Annotated in this window: 14 protein-coding genes; 6 read left to right on the forward strand and 8 right to left on the reverse strand. The window is 67.6% G+C overall.

Annotation, left to right across the window (positions count from 1 at the left end):
* Positions 1-28: 28 nt before the first annotated feature.
* From V9K99_RS17815 to V9K99_RS17825, 3 genes are read left to right on the forward strand one after another with little or no spacing between them, the layout of a single operon-like run.
* Positions 29-1,027, forward strand: coding sequence for a phosphotransferase family protein (locus V9K99_RS17815; RefSeq protein WP_336999768.1), 999 nt, complete (start codon positions 29-31; stop codon positions 1,025-1,027).
* Positions 1,020-1,850, forward strand: coding sequence for a formate dehydrogenase accessory sulfurtransferase FdhD (gene fdhD, locus V9K99_RS17820; protein WP_336999766.1), 831 nt, complete (start codon positions 1,020-1,022; stop codon positions 1,848-1,850). Before V9K99_RS17815 ends, fdhD begins: the two co-directional genes overlap by 8 nt.
* 48 nt (positions 1,851-1,898) lie before the next feature.
* Positions 1,899-2,648 carry a hypothetical protein gene (locus tag V9K99_RS17825; protein ID WP_336999764.1) on the forward strand — a complete coding sequence of 250 codons (750 nt, stop codon included), beginning with the start codon at positions 1,899-1,901 and terminating at the stop codon, positions 2,646-2,648.
* Positions 2,649-2,656: 8 nt separating this feature from the next.
* Here V9K99_RS17825 and V9K99_RS17830 read toward each other — a convergent pair whose 3' ends face one another.
* Both V9K99_RS17830 and V9K99_RS17835 read right to left on the reverse strand, forming a co-directional pair.
* Complete coding sequence (locus tag V9K99_RS17830; protein WP_336999762.1) at positions 2,657-5,413, reverse strand: AAA family ATPase; 2,757 nt, start codon at positions 5,411-5,413, stop codon at positions 2,657-2,659.
* Positions 5,410-6,537, reverse strand: a complete 1,128-nt coding sequence (locus V9K99_RS17835) for a metallophosphoesterase family protein (RefSeq protein ID WP_336999760.1) — start codon at positions 6,535-6,537, stop codon at positions 5,410-5,412. The genes V9K99_RS17830 and V9K99_RS17835 overlap by 4 nt, the downstream gene beginning before the upstream one ends.
* Before the next feature lie 192 nt (positions 6,538-6,729).
* Between V9K99_RS17835 and V9K99_RS17840 the strand changes: the two genes are divergently transcribed.
* Positions 6,730-8,055, forward strand: coding sequence for a hypothetical protein (locus V9K99_RS17840; protein WP_336999758.1), 1,326 nt, complete (start codon positions 6,730-6,732; stop codon positions 8,053-8,055).
* Between the two features lie 134 nt (positions 8,056-8,189).
* Here the strand turns inward: V9K99_RS17840 and V9K99_RS17845 are convergent, their stop codons facing one another.
* Positions 8,190-8,405, reverse strand: a complete 216-nt coding sequence (locus tag V9K99_RS17845; RefSeq protein WP_336999756.1) for a hypothetical protein — start codon at positions 8,403-8,405, stop codon at positions 8,190-8,192.
* Between the two features lie 88 nt (positions 8,406-8,493).
* On the opposite strand from V9K99_RS17845, the gene V9K99_RS17850 reads away from it, so the two are divergent.
* The gene (locus V9K99_RS17850) at positions 8,494-9,060 is read left to right on the forward strand and encodes a GNAT family N-acetyltransferase (protein WP_336999754.1); all 567 of its coding nucleotides are present in this window, start codon (positions 8,494-8,496) and stop codon (positions 9,058-9,060) included.
* Complete coding sequence (locus V9K99_RS17855; protein ID WP_336999752.1) at positions 9,053-9,550, forward strand: phosphatase domain-containing protein; 498 nt, start codon at positions 9,053-9,055, stop codon at positions 9,548-9,550. Before V9K99_RS17850 ends, V9K99_RS17855 begins: the two co-directional genes overlap by 8 nt.
* A 10-nt stretch (positions 9,551-9,560) precedes the next feature.
* Here V9K99_RS17855 and V9K99_RS17860 read toward each other — a convergent pair whose 3' ends face one another.
* The 5 genes from V9K99_RS17860 to V9K99_RS17880 are packed head-to-tail and all read right to left on the reverse strand — an operon-like array spanning position 9,561 to position 15,129.
* Positions 9,561-11,234: an ABC transporter substrate-binding protein gene (locus V9K99_RS17860; protein WP_336999750.1), complete on the reverse strand. Its 1,674-nt coding sequence runs from the start codon at positions 11,232-11,234 to the stop codon at positions 9,561-9,563.
* Between the two features lie 9 nt (positions 11,235-11,243).
* The gene (locus V9K99_RS17865) at positions 11,244-12,218 is read right to left on the reverse strand and encodes an ABC transporter ATP-binding protein (protein WP_336999749.1); all 975 of its coding nucleotides are present in this window, start codon (positions 12,216-12,218) and stop codon (positions 11,244-11,246) included.
* Positions 12,211-13,209 carry an ABC transporter ATP-binding protein gene (locus tag V9K99_RS17870; protein ID WP_336999747.1) on the reverse strand — a complete coding sequence of 333 codons (999 nt, stop codon included), beginning with the start codon at positions 13,207-13,209 and terminating at the stop codon, positions 12,211-12,213. The genes V9K99_RS17865 and V9K99_RS17870 overlap by 8 nt, the downstream gene beginning before the upstream one ends.
* Entirely contained in the window at positions 13,202-14,200 is a 999-nt protein-coding gene (locus V9K99_RS17875) for an ABC transporter permease (RefSeq protein ID WP_336999745.1), read from the reverse strand. Before V9K99_RS17875 ends, V9K99_RS17870 begins: the two co-directional genes overlap by 8 nt.
* Positions 14,200-15,129, reverse strand: a complete 930-nt coding sequence (locus tag V9K99_RS17880) for an ABC transporter permease (protein WP_336999743.1) — start codon at positions 15,127-15,129, stop codon at positions 14,200-14,202. Before V9K99_RS17880 ends, V9K99_RS17875 begins: the two co-directional genes overlap by 1 nt.
* Positions 15,130-15,234: the final 105 nt, after the last annotated feature.

Consider the following 15,234-nt stretch of genomic DNA (forward strand, 5'->3'; position numbering starts at 1 on the left):
CCGCCGGCGCACTCTAGGGTCTGTGGACATGGGAGCGCCCGACGTCGACTACACCGCAACCTCACTGCGACCCGACTGGGACACGCTCCCGCTGGCGCTCCGCGAGAACCTGGTCGTTGCTCTGCGCAGCGAGGTGGTCGAGGCCGCCCCGTCGGTCAGCTCAGGCTTCACCGGCGGCTTCGCGGCCCCGGTCCGCCTGGCCGACGGCCGCCGAGTCTTCGTCAAGGCCTCCGACGACACGCTCCACTCCTACCGCGCCTACCAACGCGAGGCAGAGGTAGTCCCCCAACTGCCAGCTGCCATCCGGGCGCCCGCCATCCTGGCGACTGCGCACGCCACGGATAACGAACACAAGTGGTTTGCGGTGGTGTCTGAGTGGGTGGCAGGGCGGATGCCCGGCGTGCCTTGGACGGCAGCTGACTTCGACACCGTCACCGCGGCCTGTGAGGGGATCGCGGGAGCGATGGATCCGAGTCCGCTCGACGGACTGCACAGCTTCCTCACAGATCTCGCGGAAAACGACCCATTGCAGACCCCCGCTCGAATCATCGCGGGCGACCTCCCCCTGCCCACCGGCCTCCAACCGTGGGTTCCCAGCATCCTGCCCGAGCTGGCCGACCTGATGCAGCTCGCACCTGAAGCGTTCGCCGGCGACACGGCCACGCACAGCGACCTCCGGCCGGACAACCTGCTGATCGACAACGACGGCACCTGCTGGACGGTCGACTGGAACTGGCTCGCGCTCGGCCCGCGCTGGATGGACTGGGTCGGTCTCCTCCCAGTCGCCCACCACCACGGCATCGACACGATCACCGCGATCCACAGCAGTCCGCTGACGGCCGACGTACCGGCTGATCATCTCGACTGCTTCGTCGCGGCCGTGGCGGCGTACATGATGAAGAACGCCGACGCGCCGCCTCCGTTCGGGTGTACGCCGGCACTACGCGAGCACCAGCGGTTCTACGCCTGGACCTTCCTCGACTGGCTCGCGGTACGGCGCGGGTGGTTACCGTTGAGGCATGACTAAGGGTCCGACGACGAGGTTCAAGGTCGAGGTGCTCGACGGCGACCGGACGTCCCGACGGGAGGACGTCGTCGTCACCGAGGAACCGCTCGAGCTCCGGCTGGAGTGGCCCGGCCGGCCGCCCGAGCCGCTGATGGTGACGATGCGGACGCCCGGCTCCGACTTCGAGCTGGCGGCCGGGTTCTGCCTCGGCGAAGGGTTCGCGGTGCGGCCGGACGCGATCAAGACCGTTGCCTACTGCACCGATGCGAAGCTGACCCAGGAGCAGCAGTTCAACACCGTCACGGTGACCTTCGACGGCCCGCCCGACCGGGAGCCGCCGCAGCGGTACGGCGTGACGTCGGCGGCGTGCGGTGTCTGCGGTCAGCAAAGCCTCGACGAACTGGCCGAGCGCGACTACGCCCCCGTCGATCCGGTCGAGGTGCCGCTGGATGTCGTACGGCGCCTGCCCGAGCTACTCCGCGAGGGCCAGCCGATGTTCAGCCGGACCGGCGGTTTACACGCGGCCGGCCTATTCACCGCGGACGGCCGGAAGGTCGTCGTGAAGGAGGATGTCGGCCGCCACAACGCCGTCGACAAGGTGGTCGGCTGGACCGTCCTCAACCACCACAGCCGCAAGGGCCTGGTGCTGGCCGTGAGCGGTCGCGCCGGCTACGAGATCGTGCAGAAGGCGGTCGCCGCCGGGATCGGCATGATCGTGGCGGTGGGAGCGCCGTCCAGCCTGGCCGTCGATCTCGCCCGCCGGTTCAACGTCACCGTCGCCGGTTTCGCCCGTGGCGACCGCTGCGTCGTCTACAGCGCGCCGGAACGGATCATCCGCGCATAGATCGAACGCCGTCCGGGTACCGATTCGTCGCCGCTAACCAGGAGGCGAATGACAATGGACCTTCAGCTGATTGGTCCGACCGACAAATTCCCACCGGCGAGGCTGGTCGACCCACCCGCACGTGGATACATCCACCTCGCGGCGGCCGTCGAGCCGCCTTCCGGGCGAGCGCCGTTCGCTCGCGGCAGTGAGCAGAAGGCACAACTGCTGGAACGGTTGAAGTCGATGGCAGGCGACCTCGCCGACCGTGACGACGTGGACAAGGTCACCGTGTACGACGCGGTTCTGATCCCACCGCCGGCGGGCTACGCCAGACGGCACGGCGTGCACCACGCCCGGTACGACGTCGTGGTGCTGATCGAGACGACCTCACCCGAGGTGATCGGACAGGTACAGGAGACCGAGCAGTACCGGATCCTGCACGACGCGCTGGTGGCAGCCGCCACGGATGTGCACGTGATGGCCGCCCGCTGCACCAGATCGCTTGGTGACGTGGACAAGTCCCGGCCTGGCCTGTTCCTGTTCAACTACTTCGTCGCCGAGGACGCCGACCTGGCAGTGGAGTTGTGGGAGCACCTGTCCGGCTGGTTCGTGAAACAGAGCGGGCTGAACAACTCCACTCTGCTGGTACCGATCGACAAGTCCGACTACGTGTTCGTCAATCACGCGCGCTGGGACTACGGCATCCCGCGGCTCATGCTCCACCAGGTGGCGAAGCCGAGCTTCCGGAGCTACGTCCTGACCAACCTGCTGGTCAATCGAACCGGGGCGATGCCGGTGTTCTACCACCTGGCGTAGACGCCCTCTCAGCTCTCCAGCTTGATGAAGGTGGCTTTCGGGACGTACTCGTAGCGGTCTGGCATACAGGTCAGGATGATGACCTGGCCGTGGTCGCCGGCCCGGCCGAGGAGCGCGCCCATGTCGCGCAGGCGGGCCTTGTCGGACCACCCGAGGGCGTCGTCGAAGATGACCGGCACACTGCTGTCACCGGTGCTGACCAGGTGGCTGATCGCCAGCCGGGTGATGATCGCCAACTGCTCCTGAGCCCCCGTCGACAGCGCCTCGACCGGCAGCCGCACACCATCCAGCTCGCGCTCAGACACGGCGAGGTCGTCGTCCAGCCACACCCGGAACGAAGGCCCGTACACACTCCGCCCGAGCGACTCGATCCGGCTCTGCAACGGCTCGGAGTACTTCGTCTGTGCCTCGGCCCGATGCCGGCTCAGCGTCTCGAACACCCGCCGAGCCGCCTCAGCCCGGCGCCGCAGGCTCTCGTGCTCCGACCGTACGGCGGCCAACTCCAGCTCGGCCACATCGCGCCGCGTCGCCAGCCCGTCCCGGCCCGACTGCTCCAGCCGCCCCTCGGTCGTCCGCAACGCATCGCGCAGCGTGTCCCGCTCACCTTGCAACCGGGTAGCGACGGCCAACGCATCCGCCAACTCACCAGCAACCTGGTCAGCCCCGGCCTCATCAGCCTGCGCCTGTACGGCGGTCAACTCCTCGAGCACCGCCTCGACGTCACCAGTCGCCTCGATCTCTGCCGCAGCAACAGCCTCATCGTCGAGAACGGCTCGCGCAGCCTCCAACGCCTCGACCGCAGCCGCCAACCGCTCCCCCGCCAGCTCCGACCGCGCCCGGGCCTGCTGCGCCTCCGACCGATCCTCGTCGGCCGCCTTGCGCGCCTGCGCCGCCGCGAACTCCGCGTCTCCCAGCAACCGCTCGACCTCGGCCAGCCCGTCCCGCGCCTCCTCGAGTGCGCGCTGCGCGCCGGTCAGATCATCGGGCTCGCTGACCGGCAGCTCGAAGTCGTCGAAGAGCGTGTCGTGCGGCGAGGCGAACTCCTCGAACAACGACATCTGACCCGGCACGCCCTCGACCGCGGGCGCCTTGTCCGAGGCATCCTCGGCCTCGTCCGGCCCGAGCCGCGCCGTCAGCACCGCGATCCGCTCCCCCGGATCACCGCCCGCCGTCAGCGACCGCTCGGTCCGCCGGGCCTCGTGCAGCTCGGCGGTCGCTGTGTCGGCCTTCCGCAGCAGCTCCCGCGCGGCCGCGACATCCTTCACGCCGGCCTTCTTCAGCAGGTCCTTCTCGCGACGGACGGCGTCGTCCACCCGCGACCGCAGTGTCGCCGCCTCGCCGCCGGCCCGGACCGTCACCTCGACCTGCCCCGGTACTCCGACCACCAATTCACCGGAGACCAGCAGCTCGGCCGATTCGTCGAAGCCCAGTTCCGCCGGCACACCGTTCGGACCCGCGTCGAGCCCGGTGCCCGACAACTCGACCGGCTCCGCGCCAAGACGTCGTACCGAAACCTCTGGCACGCCGGCTGCCAGCGCGGCGCGTGCCTCGACGACCGCGGCCCGGGCGTCCTCGAGCGCGGCGACCAGCGCGTCGTCGACCTTGATCCGGTCCAGGATCGTCCCGGCCGCGGCGATCCGGGCCCGTACGTCGACCAGCTCGGCCTGCTGCCCGAGCAACCGGTCCAGCTCGGCGCGGTCGACCAGCTCCGAGACGCGACGTTCCGCTTCCTGGACGTCGGTACGACGTACGTCCTTGAGCTCGACCACCTCGGCCAGGGCTGCTTCGGCCGCCTGCACGGTCTCGGCCGCGGTCTTGGCGACTGTCTCGGCATCGGCCCGGCGTTCGGCCAGTTCGGCGTCGGTCTTGGTGAACCGTTCGACCTCGTCGAGCAGCCGTTCCCGCTCGACCCTGGTCCGGCTGTGGTTCTCCAACCGGGCGCGGGCCGTCTCGGCGCGGGCCTTCACCGAGTCGCGGCGGAGCAGGATCTCGTCGGTCGCCTTCTTGCGTTCGCGCAGTTCCTCGACCGAGGTGAGGTGGTCGGTGAGCCGGCTGGTGACGTCCTCGAGGTCGAGCGCCAGCCGCTCGGCGCGACGGATGTCCTGCTGGACCTCCTCCATCGCCTTCAGCGCCTGGGCCGCCGTGAGCTCGGCGGTGGCCACTGCCTTCTCGGACCTCGCGAAGTCACCGGTCGCTCGGCCACCGCGTGTCCAGTAGCGCAGGTACTCGTGTTCGACCGCTGTCACGAGTGGCATCGACGCGCCGTCGACCGGCGTACCCGACTCCGCTGTCACCGCGGTGATCAACGGCTCGGCATCAGCCGGTGTTGGCAGCACCAACGACTGACCCTGGCTGACCATCAGGGTCTGCCACAACACCGGGTCGACGTGTTGGTGGAACAGCCGCTCCGCCTCGTTGTGGGCCTCGCGACCGGTCCACGAAGTACGGCGGCCGCCGGAGTCGACGACGGTGAGCTCGGTCGAGCGGTTCTTCAGCCAGCGCTTCGTGTAGGTCAGCTCGCTGCCGCCGAGGGTGAGCTCGACCGTCACCTCGGGACCGACGTCCTGGCCGACCGGCTGGATGTCGCGGATCCGGGTCGACTTCGAGTCGTCCGGCAGGTCGAAGATCAGGCCGAACGCCTCGACCAGGCTGGACTTGCCGACCTCGTTGTCACCGACCACGACGGTGGTGCCGAGTGCGGGCAGCCGAACAGTACGGTCTTTGACGCCGCGGAAGTCCCGCAGCGTCAGACGGTGCAGCCTCATCCCGCGTCCCGAGCCAGTCTGTGCATCAGGGACAGAGCTGCACCAGCGCCCTCGTCACCGGCAGCCAGGGCCTGTCGAAGCTCCTCCATCGCCGCTCGCGCCGGACCGCTCAACTGCAACGCGTCCAGGTCGGCCGCGTCGGGTGCCGGCCGCACGGTCCAGAACTTCGCCCACCGCTCGACACTCGCGAACACCTCGCCCTGTGCGTCGATCATCGCGTCGAGCCGGCTGAGCAACGGGAGCGACAACGAACCGTCACCGGCCAGCCGGACATAGGTCCGCTCCTTCTCCGGCAACTCCGCGAACCAGTCCTCCAGCGCCTGCAGCGACTCCTCGTCGAACAGCTCGGCGCGATGGTCGACCATGTGCCACGCGCCGACCCGCACCGGCTCGACCTCGATCTCACCGCCGCCGACGGTCACCTTGAGCACGTTGCCCGGATCGTCCTCCTCGGGCGACGTGACCTCCTGCGTCCCGGAGAACCAGATCCGCTCGGTCACCTGCGTCGTCGAGTGCCGATCGCCGAGACCGACGTACTGCAGCCGCCCGTCCGCCACCGCCGCTTCGAGGGCGGCCTGATCGATCGTCGGTACGTCGGACATGCCGCCGCTCAGACTGGTCAGCTGACCGTGCGCCAGCAGGATCCTCGTCGTACCGGGCTTGGGCTTCAGGTCGGCGTACCCAGGGGCCGCCGGGTCCGACAGCGGGCGGCGGGAACGCCACGGCGCGCCGACGATCTCGACACCGGGCACGATCGCCAGCGGCGTGGTGTCGGTCAGGACGGTCACGTGCTCGGGCGCGTGCGCCTGCCACTGCGCCGACGTCCACAGCGACCCAGGCTCGAGGGCGTCGTGGTTGCCGGGCAGCAGGACGACCGGGACCGGGATCCGCTTGAGCGCTTCACAAGCACGCAAGATGGTCTGCCGCTCGACCTGGTTGTGCTCGAACACGTCGCCGGTGACGACCACGAAGGCCGCTCCGGTGCTGGTTGCGACGTCACCGATCCGCGCGACAGCATCCAGCCGGGACTGACCCCACCGGGCCTGACCATCCGGCCCCAGGAACCGGCGCATCATCCCCAGCTGCCAGTCCGAACTGTGCAGAAACGTGATCGACTCTTCCATCGCGCTGAGAACGCTAACCTGCGGCACCGACAACCGCCCAACCCAACACACCCCAACCCCCACACCGCCCACACTCCGGACGCCGCCGTAGACCCGGCAGCCGCGGCAGAGTGATCACTGCGGGTGCTAGCTGTTTGCAGGCATCCGGCCAGTCTCGACGGAACGCACGCGTCGTCCAGAGAGCAGCGCACTATGTCCGAAGCCAGCATCGTCGACACACCAATCGCCGCAAACGGCCGTCCGACTGCACTGGACACTGACGGCAGCCCGGAGACTGAGGGCAAAGTCGACCAGGGCGAGCCTGAGTCGCCGACGACACCGACTCCGCGACCCAGGAAGCGCACAGCGCGAAAGCGGACAGCAAAGAAGGCAGCTAAGAAGGCATCGTCCGGCAAGGCGACTCGCCGCACGCGGATATTCCCAGCGACCACGTTCGAGGACGCCTTGGAACGTCCGTTGGCGATCTATCAACTGGGGTCCGGGCAGCCAGTGCGGCGCCTTACATTGTTCAACAATCTGGGCAAGAGTCCTGACAGTGGTCCCACAAGGCAGTTGGTGACTACAAGTGCGAAGTACGGGTTGACAACAGGCAGCTATAAAGCCGAATTCCTCGCTCTCACGGACGACGGTCTGGCTGCGGTAGCCGATGATGCGTCAGCCGCCACCCGATTGCGAGCCCGCCTTCGGCTAGCCATTGAGTCCATCGACGTGTTCCGGAAGCTCTACGAAACCTACGTTCACAACCGCCTCCCCGCACAGGCCGTCCTGATGGACAAGGCCAAGGAGGTTGGGGTTCCAGATGAAGACGTGGCCGCATGCGTCGAGACCTTCACGGTTAACACCAAGTTTGTCGGCGTACTTCGCTCGATCAGCGGCGCGGAACGGTTGCTTGACATCGACACTGTCATCGACGATTTCCCACCCGAAGCGAAGGCCACATCAGCCAGGGCGCCAGAACCGTACAGCGACGACCGAGTTACTCAGCTAGCCGAATCGGCGATCCAGGCCGTCGACCACGACCACGCATGCTTCTACATCACCCCCATCGGAGCGGCAGACAGCGAGGCGCGGAAGCATTCAGATCTCTTCATGGGCTCACTCATCGAGCCTGTGCTGAACGACTTCGGCCTCAACTTGGTCCGTGCAGACCAGATTGGCGACGCGGGGATGATAACCAAGCAGATCATCGATCACATTGTGCACAGCAAGCTTGTGATCGTTGATCTGTCCTTCCATAACCCAAACGTCTTTCATGAACTGGCCTTGAGGCACGCCGTTCGCAAGCCAATTGTTCAGCTTTGTCGGGCGGCTGACAAGCTACCCTTCGATGTCAATCAGGTCCGAACCATTGTGGTTGACACGACCGATATCTACACGCTGGTCCCAGCCCTCGACTCGCTGCGCGCCCAGATCGCGACCCAGATCCGCAAGACTCTGGACGAGCGATCGAACGTCGAGAACCCATTGAGTGTTTTCGCTCCAGACTTCTGGACACATCTCCCGATAAGGACCCAGTGACCGACGGCATCGGTTCAGGCCCTTCGGTTATCTATGGTCCGACAGACCGCACCTCCACCCCAGACCACCCACACTCCCGCCGACCTTGAGAAGGCGCCGACCAATTCTGCGCCCGCAGAACGATCGATAGGTTCTCAAGGTGCATCGGCGTGCGGATCCGGCTTCTCCGCGGGCTGATGATCACGGTGGGGGCACAGCAGCGGGCCTGGGCGGAGAAGGGGAACTATCTCGCGGAGGCTGGTTGGATCGCCGGTGCGCTCGAAGACCCGGAAGGCGAGGATCACGATCGCCAGCCGGGGCAGACCGACGATCACAGCAGACACCAGCACGACGATGATCGGCTCAGGCACGACTCCTCAAGTCTCGGCCCCGGCACCGTCTGCCGCGCTCTGCGACAGCCGCCACACCGCCCTCGCGGTAGGCCATGAATGGTAGACGATGGCCTGCGTGGATGTGTACCTCGAAACCGAGCGGCTGGTACTGCGGCGGTTCACCGCGAGCGATGTCGACCTGCTCGCCGAGCTGTACTCGGATCCGGAAGTGATGCGGTTCCTGACCGGGCGGGCGACGCCGCGGGAGGAGATCGAGAGCTACGTCCTGCCGGCGATCCTGCGGCGGTACGACGAGTATCCGGGGCTGGGCACTCTCGCCGCCGAGCAGAGGACCGGCGGGGTGTTCGTCGGATGGTTTGGACTGCAGCCGACTAGTGTGCCGACGACCGTGGACGTCGGGTATCGGCTGAACCGGACCGCCTGGGGCAAGGGGTATGCGACCGAGGGCACGAGGGCGCTGACCGACAAGGCGTTCGGCGAGCTCGGCATGCAGCGGGTCGTCGCGGACACGATGGCGGTGAATCACCGGTCGCGAGCGGTGATGCGCCGGTCCGGGCTGCGGTTCGTCCGGATCTTCCACCAGCACTTCGACGATCCGCTGCCCGGCACCGAGTTCGGCGAGGTCGAGTACGCCGTCGACCGCCGTACCTGGGAAGCTGGACGACGTGCCTGACGATCAACGCCCGTACGCCGTACTGGACATCGACGCGACCTTGTCCGACACCAGTGAGCGGATCCACTTCCTGGAGAAGCGGCCGAAGGACTGGGACTCGTTCTTCGCGCGCGCCAAGGACGATGCGGTACTGGACGAAGGGCTCGCGGTCGCGACCACGCTGGCGGCCGACCACGAGATCGTCTACCTGACCGGCCGGCCCGAGCGGCTGCGCCGGGACACGCTGAAGTGGCTGAAGGACAACGGCTTCCCGGCCGGCAAGGTGTACATGCGCGGGAACACCGACCGCCGGCCGTCGGTGATGATGAAACTCGGCCGGTTGAAACGGCTGGCCGAGGAGCGTCCGGTCGCCGTCCTGGTCGACGACGACGTCAAGGTGTGCGCGGCGGCCGAGAAGGCCGGCTACACGGTGATGAGGGCCGACTGGGGACTCGATGCCGAGACCCAGCCGACCCTCTTCGAGGCCCAGGAGAAAGAGGGCCGGACGTAACTACTTGCTACTACTTGCTCAGGCCGACGATCAGCACGTTCGGGTAGGGCGGGTACGGGGGCAGGTAGAAGTTCTGCACCTTCGAGCCGTGCAGGAACGCGTTGCGGGCGTAGAGCAGCGGGACGACCGGTGCGTCGGCCATGATCTGCTTGTCCGCCGCAGCCCACATCCCCGCTGCCTTGGTCCGGTCCGATTCGGCCGTGGCCGCGGCGATCGCGGTGTCGACCGCCGGGTTGGAGTAGCGCGAGATGTTGTAGCCGCCGTTACCGGCCTCCGACGACGCGAACAGCGGCTGGATGTTGCCGAGCGCGCTCGGGAAGTCCGGCAGCCAACTCGACACGGTCAGATCGAAGTCCGGCTTGTTCCCGGTGACCAGGTCGGTCAGCGGCTCGGTCTCCAGCGGCCGGATGGTGACCGTGATACCAGCGCGCTTCAGGCCCTGCTGGATCGCCTGCGCGATGCCGAGACCGGATGTGCTGTCCGCGGCGAGGACCAGGTTGAGGTTGCTCACCCCGGCCGCCGCGAGCATCGACTTCGCCTTCTCCGGGTCGCCCTGCGGCGGCGCCTGGTAGAGGTCGTACTTGTTGTAGCCCTCGATCCCAGGTGTGATCAGAGTGGTCGCGATGTCACCGCCGTACTCCGGTCCACCGTCGGCGACCTGGACGGCCTGCTTGTCGACCGCGTACTCGATCGCCTTGCGGACCTCGGGGTTCGCCAGTCCCGGGCGCTTGGTGTTCATCGCCAGGTACAACAGCGCACCGGACGGCGACGTCGCAACACGCGCCTTGACGGCCGGGTTGCCGCTCACCGTCGGGATCAGCGCGGCCGGCACCGAGACACCGGTGGCCGCGGCGAACTTGTCGTCACCCGCGTCCGCGATCAGCCGCTGGTTGACCACGTCGGGCTGCAGGCCCATGGTGATCACGATCGAGTCCGGCAGACCGGTCCGGGCCTCGTCGGTCGACTTGTCCCAGTTCGGATTCCGCTCCAGCTCGAGCTTCGAACCGGGAGCGTACGACTTCACCTGGTACGGACCGCTCGCGACCGGGTCCTCGCCGTAGTGCGCCGGGTCCTTGTCCGCCGCCTTCGGCACCGGCGAGAAGGCCGGCATGCTGACCACCCATGGCCAGTCGCCGAACGGCTTGTTCAGCTTGAAGATGATCGTGGTGTCGTCCGGGGTCTCGATCGATGCCAACTGCGCGCCCTTGTAGGGCCCGGTGTACTTGTCGCCGCCGACGAGCAGCGACTTGTGGTAGCCGAGACCGCCGGACAGCTCCGGCGCGAACGACCGCTCGATGCCGTACTTGATGTCAGCGGCAACGATCGGCGAGCCGTCGGCGTACTTGAGACCGGGCTTCAGCTTGTACGTCCAGGTCTTGCCGCCGTCGCTGACCTGACCTGTGTCGGTGGCCAGGTCCGGGACCAGCTCGGCCGCCTTGTCCGGCGAGGTCTTCCACGAGGTCAGGCCGCGCAGTACCAGGTGGATCGTGCTCGTCCCCAGGTTCTGACTCTTGGCCGGGTCGAGGCTGATCTCCTTGCTGGTGCTGAGAACCTGGAACGTGCCGCCCGGCTCCGCGGCCGCAGTGCTGCCACCGCCAGCGGTGGACTGGTTGTTGGCGTTGCAGGCGGCCGCCGCCAACGCCAACGCGGCCGCAACCGCGACCGCTCGGGTAATGCGCTTCATATTGTCCTTTCAGACAGTGGAGGGCTCAGGGAAGTAGCAGGCGGCCCGGTGTTCGGTGCTGCCCTCGACGGGTTCGAGCACCGGCCGTTTCGTCGCACAGACGTCTTCGGCCTTGTAACACCTGGTCCGGAACGGACACCCGGACGGCGGGTCGATCGGCGTCGGCACATCACCCGACAGCACGATCCGATCCCGTACGACGCCAGGCTCAGGCACCGGTACGGCGGACAACAGCGCCTTCGTGTATGGGTGAGCCGGAGCCGAGTACACCTCAGCCGCCGGCCCCTCCTCCACGATCGTGCCGAGGTACATGACGGCGACTCGACTAGCCACCTGCCGTACGACGGCCAGGTCGTGAGCGACGAGCACATACGACAGGCCGAGCTCGTCGCGAAGGTCGGCGAGCAGGTTCAGCACCTGGGCCTGCACGGAGACGTCGAGAGCCGACACGGGCTCATCGCAGACAAGCAGATCGGGCTTCATCGACAAGGCCCGCGCGATACCGATGCGCTGGCGTTGACCGCCGGAGAACTCGTGGGGATAGCGCTCGAGGTGTTCCTCGGACAACCCGACCTGCCGCAGCAACTCGACGAGCTGCGCCCGGGTCGGACGGATGCCCTGCGCGCGGAACGGTGTGGTGAGGATCGTCCCGACGGACTGCCGTGGGTTCAGCGACGCCTGCGGATCCTGGAACACCATCTGGATCGTGCGCCGTACCGGCCGCAGCTTGCGTCCGCGCACCTTCGTGACATCCGTACCGCCGATCGCGACCCGGCCGGCGGTCGGATCGAGCAGTCGAGTCGCGACCCGCGCCAAGGTCGACTTGCCGGAGCCGGACTCGCCGACCAGCCCGACCGTCTCGCCCTTGCGCACCACGAAGTCGACCCCGTCGACGGCCTTGACCGCCTTGCTCTCGCGCCACGGTGCACCGCGGACGCCGAAGTACTTCCTGACTCCGTCGAGGCGGAGCAGCTCGTCAGGCATCGGATGGCCTCCGCCCCAGGTGACAGGCCGCCTCGTGATCGCCTTCGCCCGGTCGCGGCGTCAGCTCGGGTCGCTCCGTGACACAGCGCTCGCCGACGCGTTCGGCGTACGCGCACCGCGGCTGGAACGGGCAACCGGTGGTGATCGACCCCGGCGACGGCGGACTACCCGGGATCGTCGTCAGCCGCGGCTTCGGCGGTACGTCGACCCGCGGCATCGCACCGAGTAGCCCGAGGCTGTACGGGTGCGCCGCACGCTGGAACAGATCGCGGACCGTGCCTCGCTCGGCTTCCCGTCCGGCGTACATGACCAGGACGTCGTCGGCTGCCTCCGCGACCACCCCGAGATCGTGCGAGATGAGGACCAGCGCCGTACCGAACTCCGCCTGGACGTCCTCGAGCAACCGCATGATCTGCGCCTGCACGGTGACGTCGAGGGCGGTGGTCGGCTCGTCCGCGATCAGCACCTTCGGGTCGTTCACCAGAGCAATAGCAATCACGACCCGCTGCCGCATTCCCCCGGAGAACTCGTGCGGGTAGTTGTTCGCCCGCCGGGCCGCGTCCGGGATGCCGACAAGGTCGAGCAGCTTCACCGCACGCTGCTGCGCTTCCTTCTTCGAGACCGCGTGGTGCAGGCGGTACGCCTCAGCGACCTGCCAGCCGACGGTGTAGTACGGGTTGAGCGCGGAGAGCGCGTCCTGGAATACGAGCGCGATGTCGTTGCCACGGATCTTGCGAAGCTCGTCGTTGACCAGGCCGACGAGCTCGCGACCGTCGAGCAACACCTCGCCCTTGACGTCGGCGTTCGACGGCAGCAGGCCCATCACAGCCGCCGAACTGACGCTCTTGCCGGAGCCGGACTCGCCGACGATCGCGAGCGTCTTCCCGGCCGCGACCGCGAAGTCGATGCCGTCGACGGCCGGGACGAGGCCGTTCTCGGTCCGGAAGGTGACGTGCAGGTCGTGGACCTCGAGCACTGGTCGGTCAGCCATGACTCACCCTCGGGTCGAGTACTCCGTGCACTACGTCCACCACCAGGTTCGCCAGGATGATCAGGAACGCCGAGAACAGCGTCGTACCGACGACCACGGCGACGTCCAGCTGACCGACCGCGCTGAGCAGCAACTCGCCGAGGCCCTGCATGCTGAACACCTTCTCGGTCAGGATCGCGCCGCCGAGCAGACCACCGAGGTCGAGCCCGAACAGCGTCACGATCGGCACCAGCGCGCCGCGTAGCCCGTGCCTCAGCACCACCCGAGCCTCACCGGCACCCTTGGCCCGAGCGGTGGTGATGTGGTCGAGGTTCAGCTCCTCGAGCATCTGAGCGCGAGTGAGCCGGATGTACGACGCCGCCTGCAGCAACGCCAGCACGAGCCACGGCGTGACCAGGTGCCAGGCCCAGTCGACCGGGCTCTCGGTGAGCGGGACGTACCCGTTGACCGGGACCATGTTGAGCCAGAACCCGAACACCAGGATGGCCAGCAGACCGACCAGGAACGACGGTGATGCGACCCCGATCAACGCGAAGCCGACGGCCAGCCGGTCGGCGAGCTTCCCACGTTTGAGTGCGGCGACGACTCCGAGTGACACACCGACGAGCAGCCAGATCACCGCGGCACCGAGTGCGATCGACGCGGTGATCGGCAGTCGTTCGAGGATCAAGGTGGTGACCGACCGGGCCAGCGGGAACGAGTAGCCGAAGCACGGTGCGTTGCACTGCACAGCCGCCGTACCCTCGCCGAAGGTCCGGCCGGCGAAGATGCCCTTGAGGAAGTTCAGGTACTGCTGGATGGTGCTTTGGTCCAGCTGCATGAAGTGCCGGGCCTGCTCGAGGCGGTCCGGCGTACAGGGCTTGCCGCAGGCCAGGAGCGCGGGGTCCGCGGGCAGCGCGTAGAAGATCAGGTAGACGGCGAAGCTCAGCGCGAGCATCACGAGCACGGTCGCGGCCAAGCGTCGGACGACGAACCAGGCGAGGTCAGGCATCAGTTCGCCCTCCGCAGCCGTACGTCGAACGCGTCGCGGACCCCGTCGCCGAGCAGCGTGAACCCGAGTACGGCGAGGAACAACGCGGCACCGGGGAACGCCAGGAACCACGGGTCGGCGCCGGTGTAGACCCAGGCGATCGAGTCCGAGATCGACCGGCCGAGGCTGGGTGTCGGTGGTGGCACGCCGACCCCGAGGAACGAGAGAGCTGCCTCTGCAGTGATGTAGCCGGGGACGGCCAGTGTCGCGACCACGAGCACCGGGCCGAGCAGGTTCGGCAGCAGTTCGCGGGTGATGACGTGCCAGCCGGACGAGCCGACGCTGCGGGCCGCCTCCACGAACTCGCGAGCGACCAGCGACTTCGCCTGGTTGCGGATCAGCCGGGCGAGCGTCGCCCAGCCGAACACGCTGAGCACCAGGATCAGCAACAACCAGCGCGGGAAGCCGGCCGGGATGATGATGCCGAGGGCAATCATGAAGACCAGTTGCGGGAACCCGAACAGGAAGTCGATCAGTCGCGACACGACCGCGTCGTACCAGCTGCCGAAATAGGCCGCGCTGATGCCGATCAGAGTGCCGACGACCGTGGTGACGACGGTCGCGACGACCGCGATGAACAACGAGGTCCGCAATCCGAGCACCACGATCGAGAACAGGTCCCGCCCGGTCAACGGCTCCACGCCGAACCAGTGGTCACCACTCACGCCGCCCATTGCGCCTTTGGGGGCGTTGCCGCGGGCCGGATCGAGCAGGTCGATGTGGTACGTGTACGCATCCTGCCCGGCCAACTTCACCAACAACGGCGCCGCCGCGGCGACCAGGATCAGCAGGCCCACGATCACGACCCCGACACGTGCACTCCGATCCCGCCGTACCCGGCGCAACGCCTGCCGGGTCGGCGAAACGGTCCCGGCGACCGACGAACTCACAAGCACTCCCGACAGATCGAACCACGCAGCCGACAAACGCTAAGCCCGCATCCTCCCACCACCCCGGTCCCATCCCGAATCCTGAGAATCCCAACCCGAAAACTC

Origin of the sequence: Kribbella sp. CCNWLW201, assembly GCF_037203805.1 — a bacterium.
In the GTDB taxonomy this organism is placed as follows: Bacteria; Actinomycetota; Actinomycetes; order Propionibacteriales; family Kribbellaceae; genus Kribbella.

What these genes read in the sequence shown, in the direction of transcription:
- V9K99_RS17815 (WP_336999768.1), top strand. Translation starts at nt 29, where the DNA reads ATGGGAGCGCCCGACGTCGACTACACCGCAACCTCACTGCGACCCGAC.
- fdhD (WP_336999766.1), top strand. Translation starts at nt 1,020, where the DNA reads ATGACTAAGGGTCCGACGACGAGGTTCAAGGTCGAGGTGCTCGACGGC.
- V9K99_RS17825 (WP_336999764.1), top strand. Translation starts at nt 1,899, where the DNA reads ATGACAATGGACCTTCAGCTGATTGGTCCGACCGACAAATTCCCACCG.
- V9K99_RS17830 (WP_336999762.1), bottom strand. Translation starts at nt 5,413, where the DNA reads ATGAGGCTGCACCGTCTGACGCTGCGGGACTTCCGCGGCGTCAAAGAC.
- V9K99_RS17835 (WP_336999760.1), bottom strand. Translation starts at nt 6,537, where the DNA reads ATGGAAGAGTCGATCACGTTTCTGCACAGTTCGGACTGGCAGCTGGGG.
- V9K99_RS17840 (WP_336999758.1), top strand. Translation starts at nt 6,730, where the DNA reads ATGTCCGAAGCCAGCATCGTCGACACACCAATCGCCGCAAACGGCCGT.
- V9K99_RS17850 (WP_336999754.1), top strand. Translation starts at nt 8,494, where the DNA reads ATGGCCTGCGTGGATGTGTACCTCGAAACCGAGCGGCTGGTACTGCGG.
- V9K99_RS17860 (WP_336999750.1), bottom strand. Translation starts at nt 11,234, where the DNA reads ATGAAGCGCATTACCCGAGCGGTCGCGGTTGCGGCCGCGTTGGCGTTG.
- V9K99_RS17865 (WP_336999749.1), bottom strand. Translation starts at nt 12,218, where the DNA reads ATGCCTGACGAGCTGCTCCGCCTCGACGGAGTCAGGAAGTACTTCGGC.
- V9K99_RS17870 (WP_336999747.1), bottom strand. Translation starts at nt 13,209, where the DNA reads ATGGCTGACCGACCAGTGCTCGAGGTCCACGACCTGCACGTCACCTTC.
- V9K99_RS17875 (WP_336999745.1), bottom strand. Translation starts at nt 14,200, where the DNA reads ATGCCTGACCTCGCCTGGTTCGTCGTCCGACGCTTGGCCGCGACCGTG.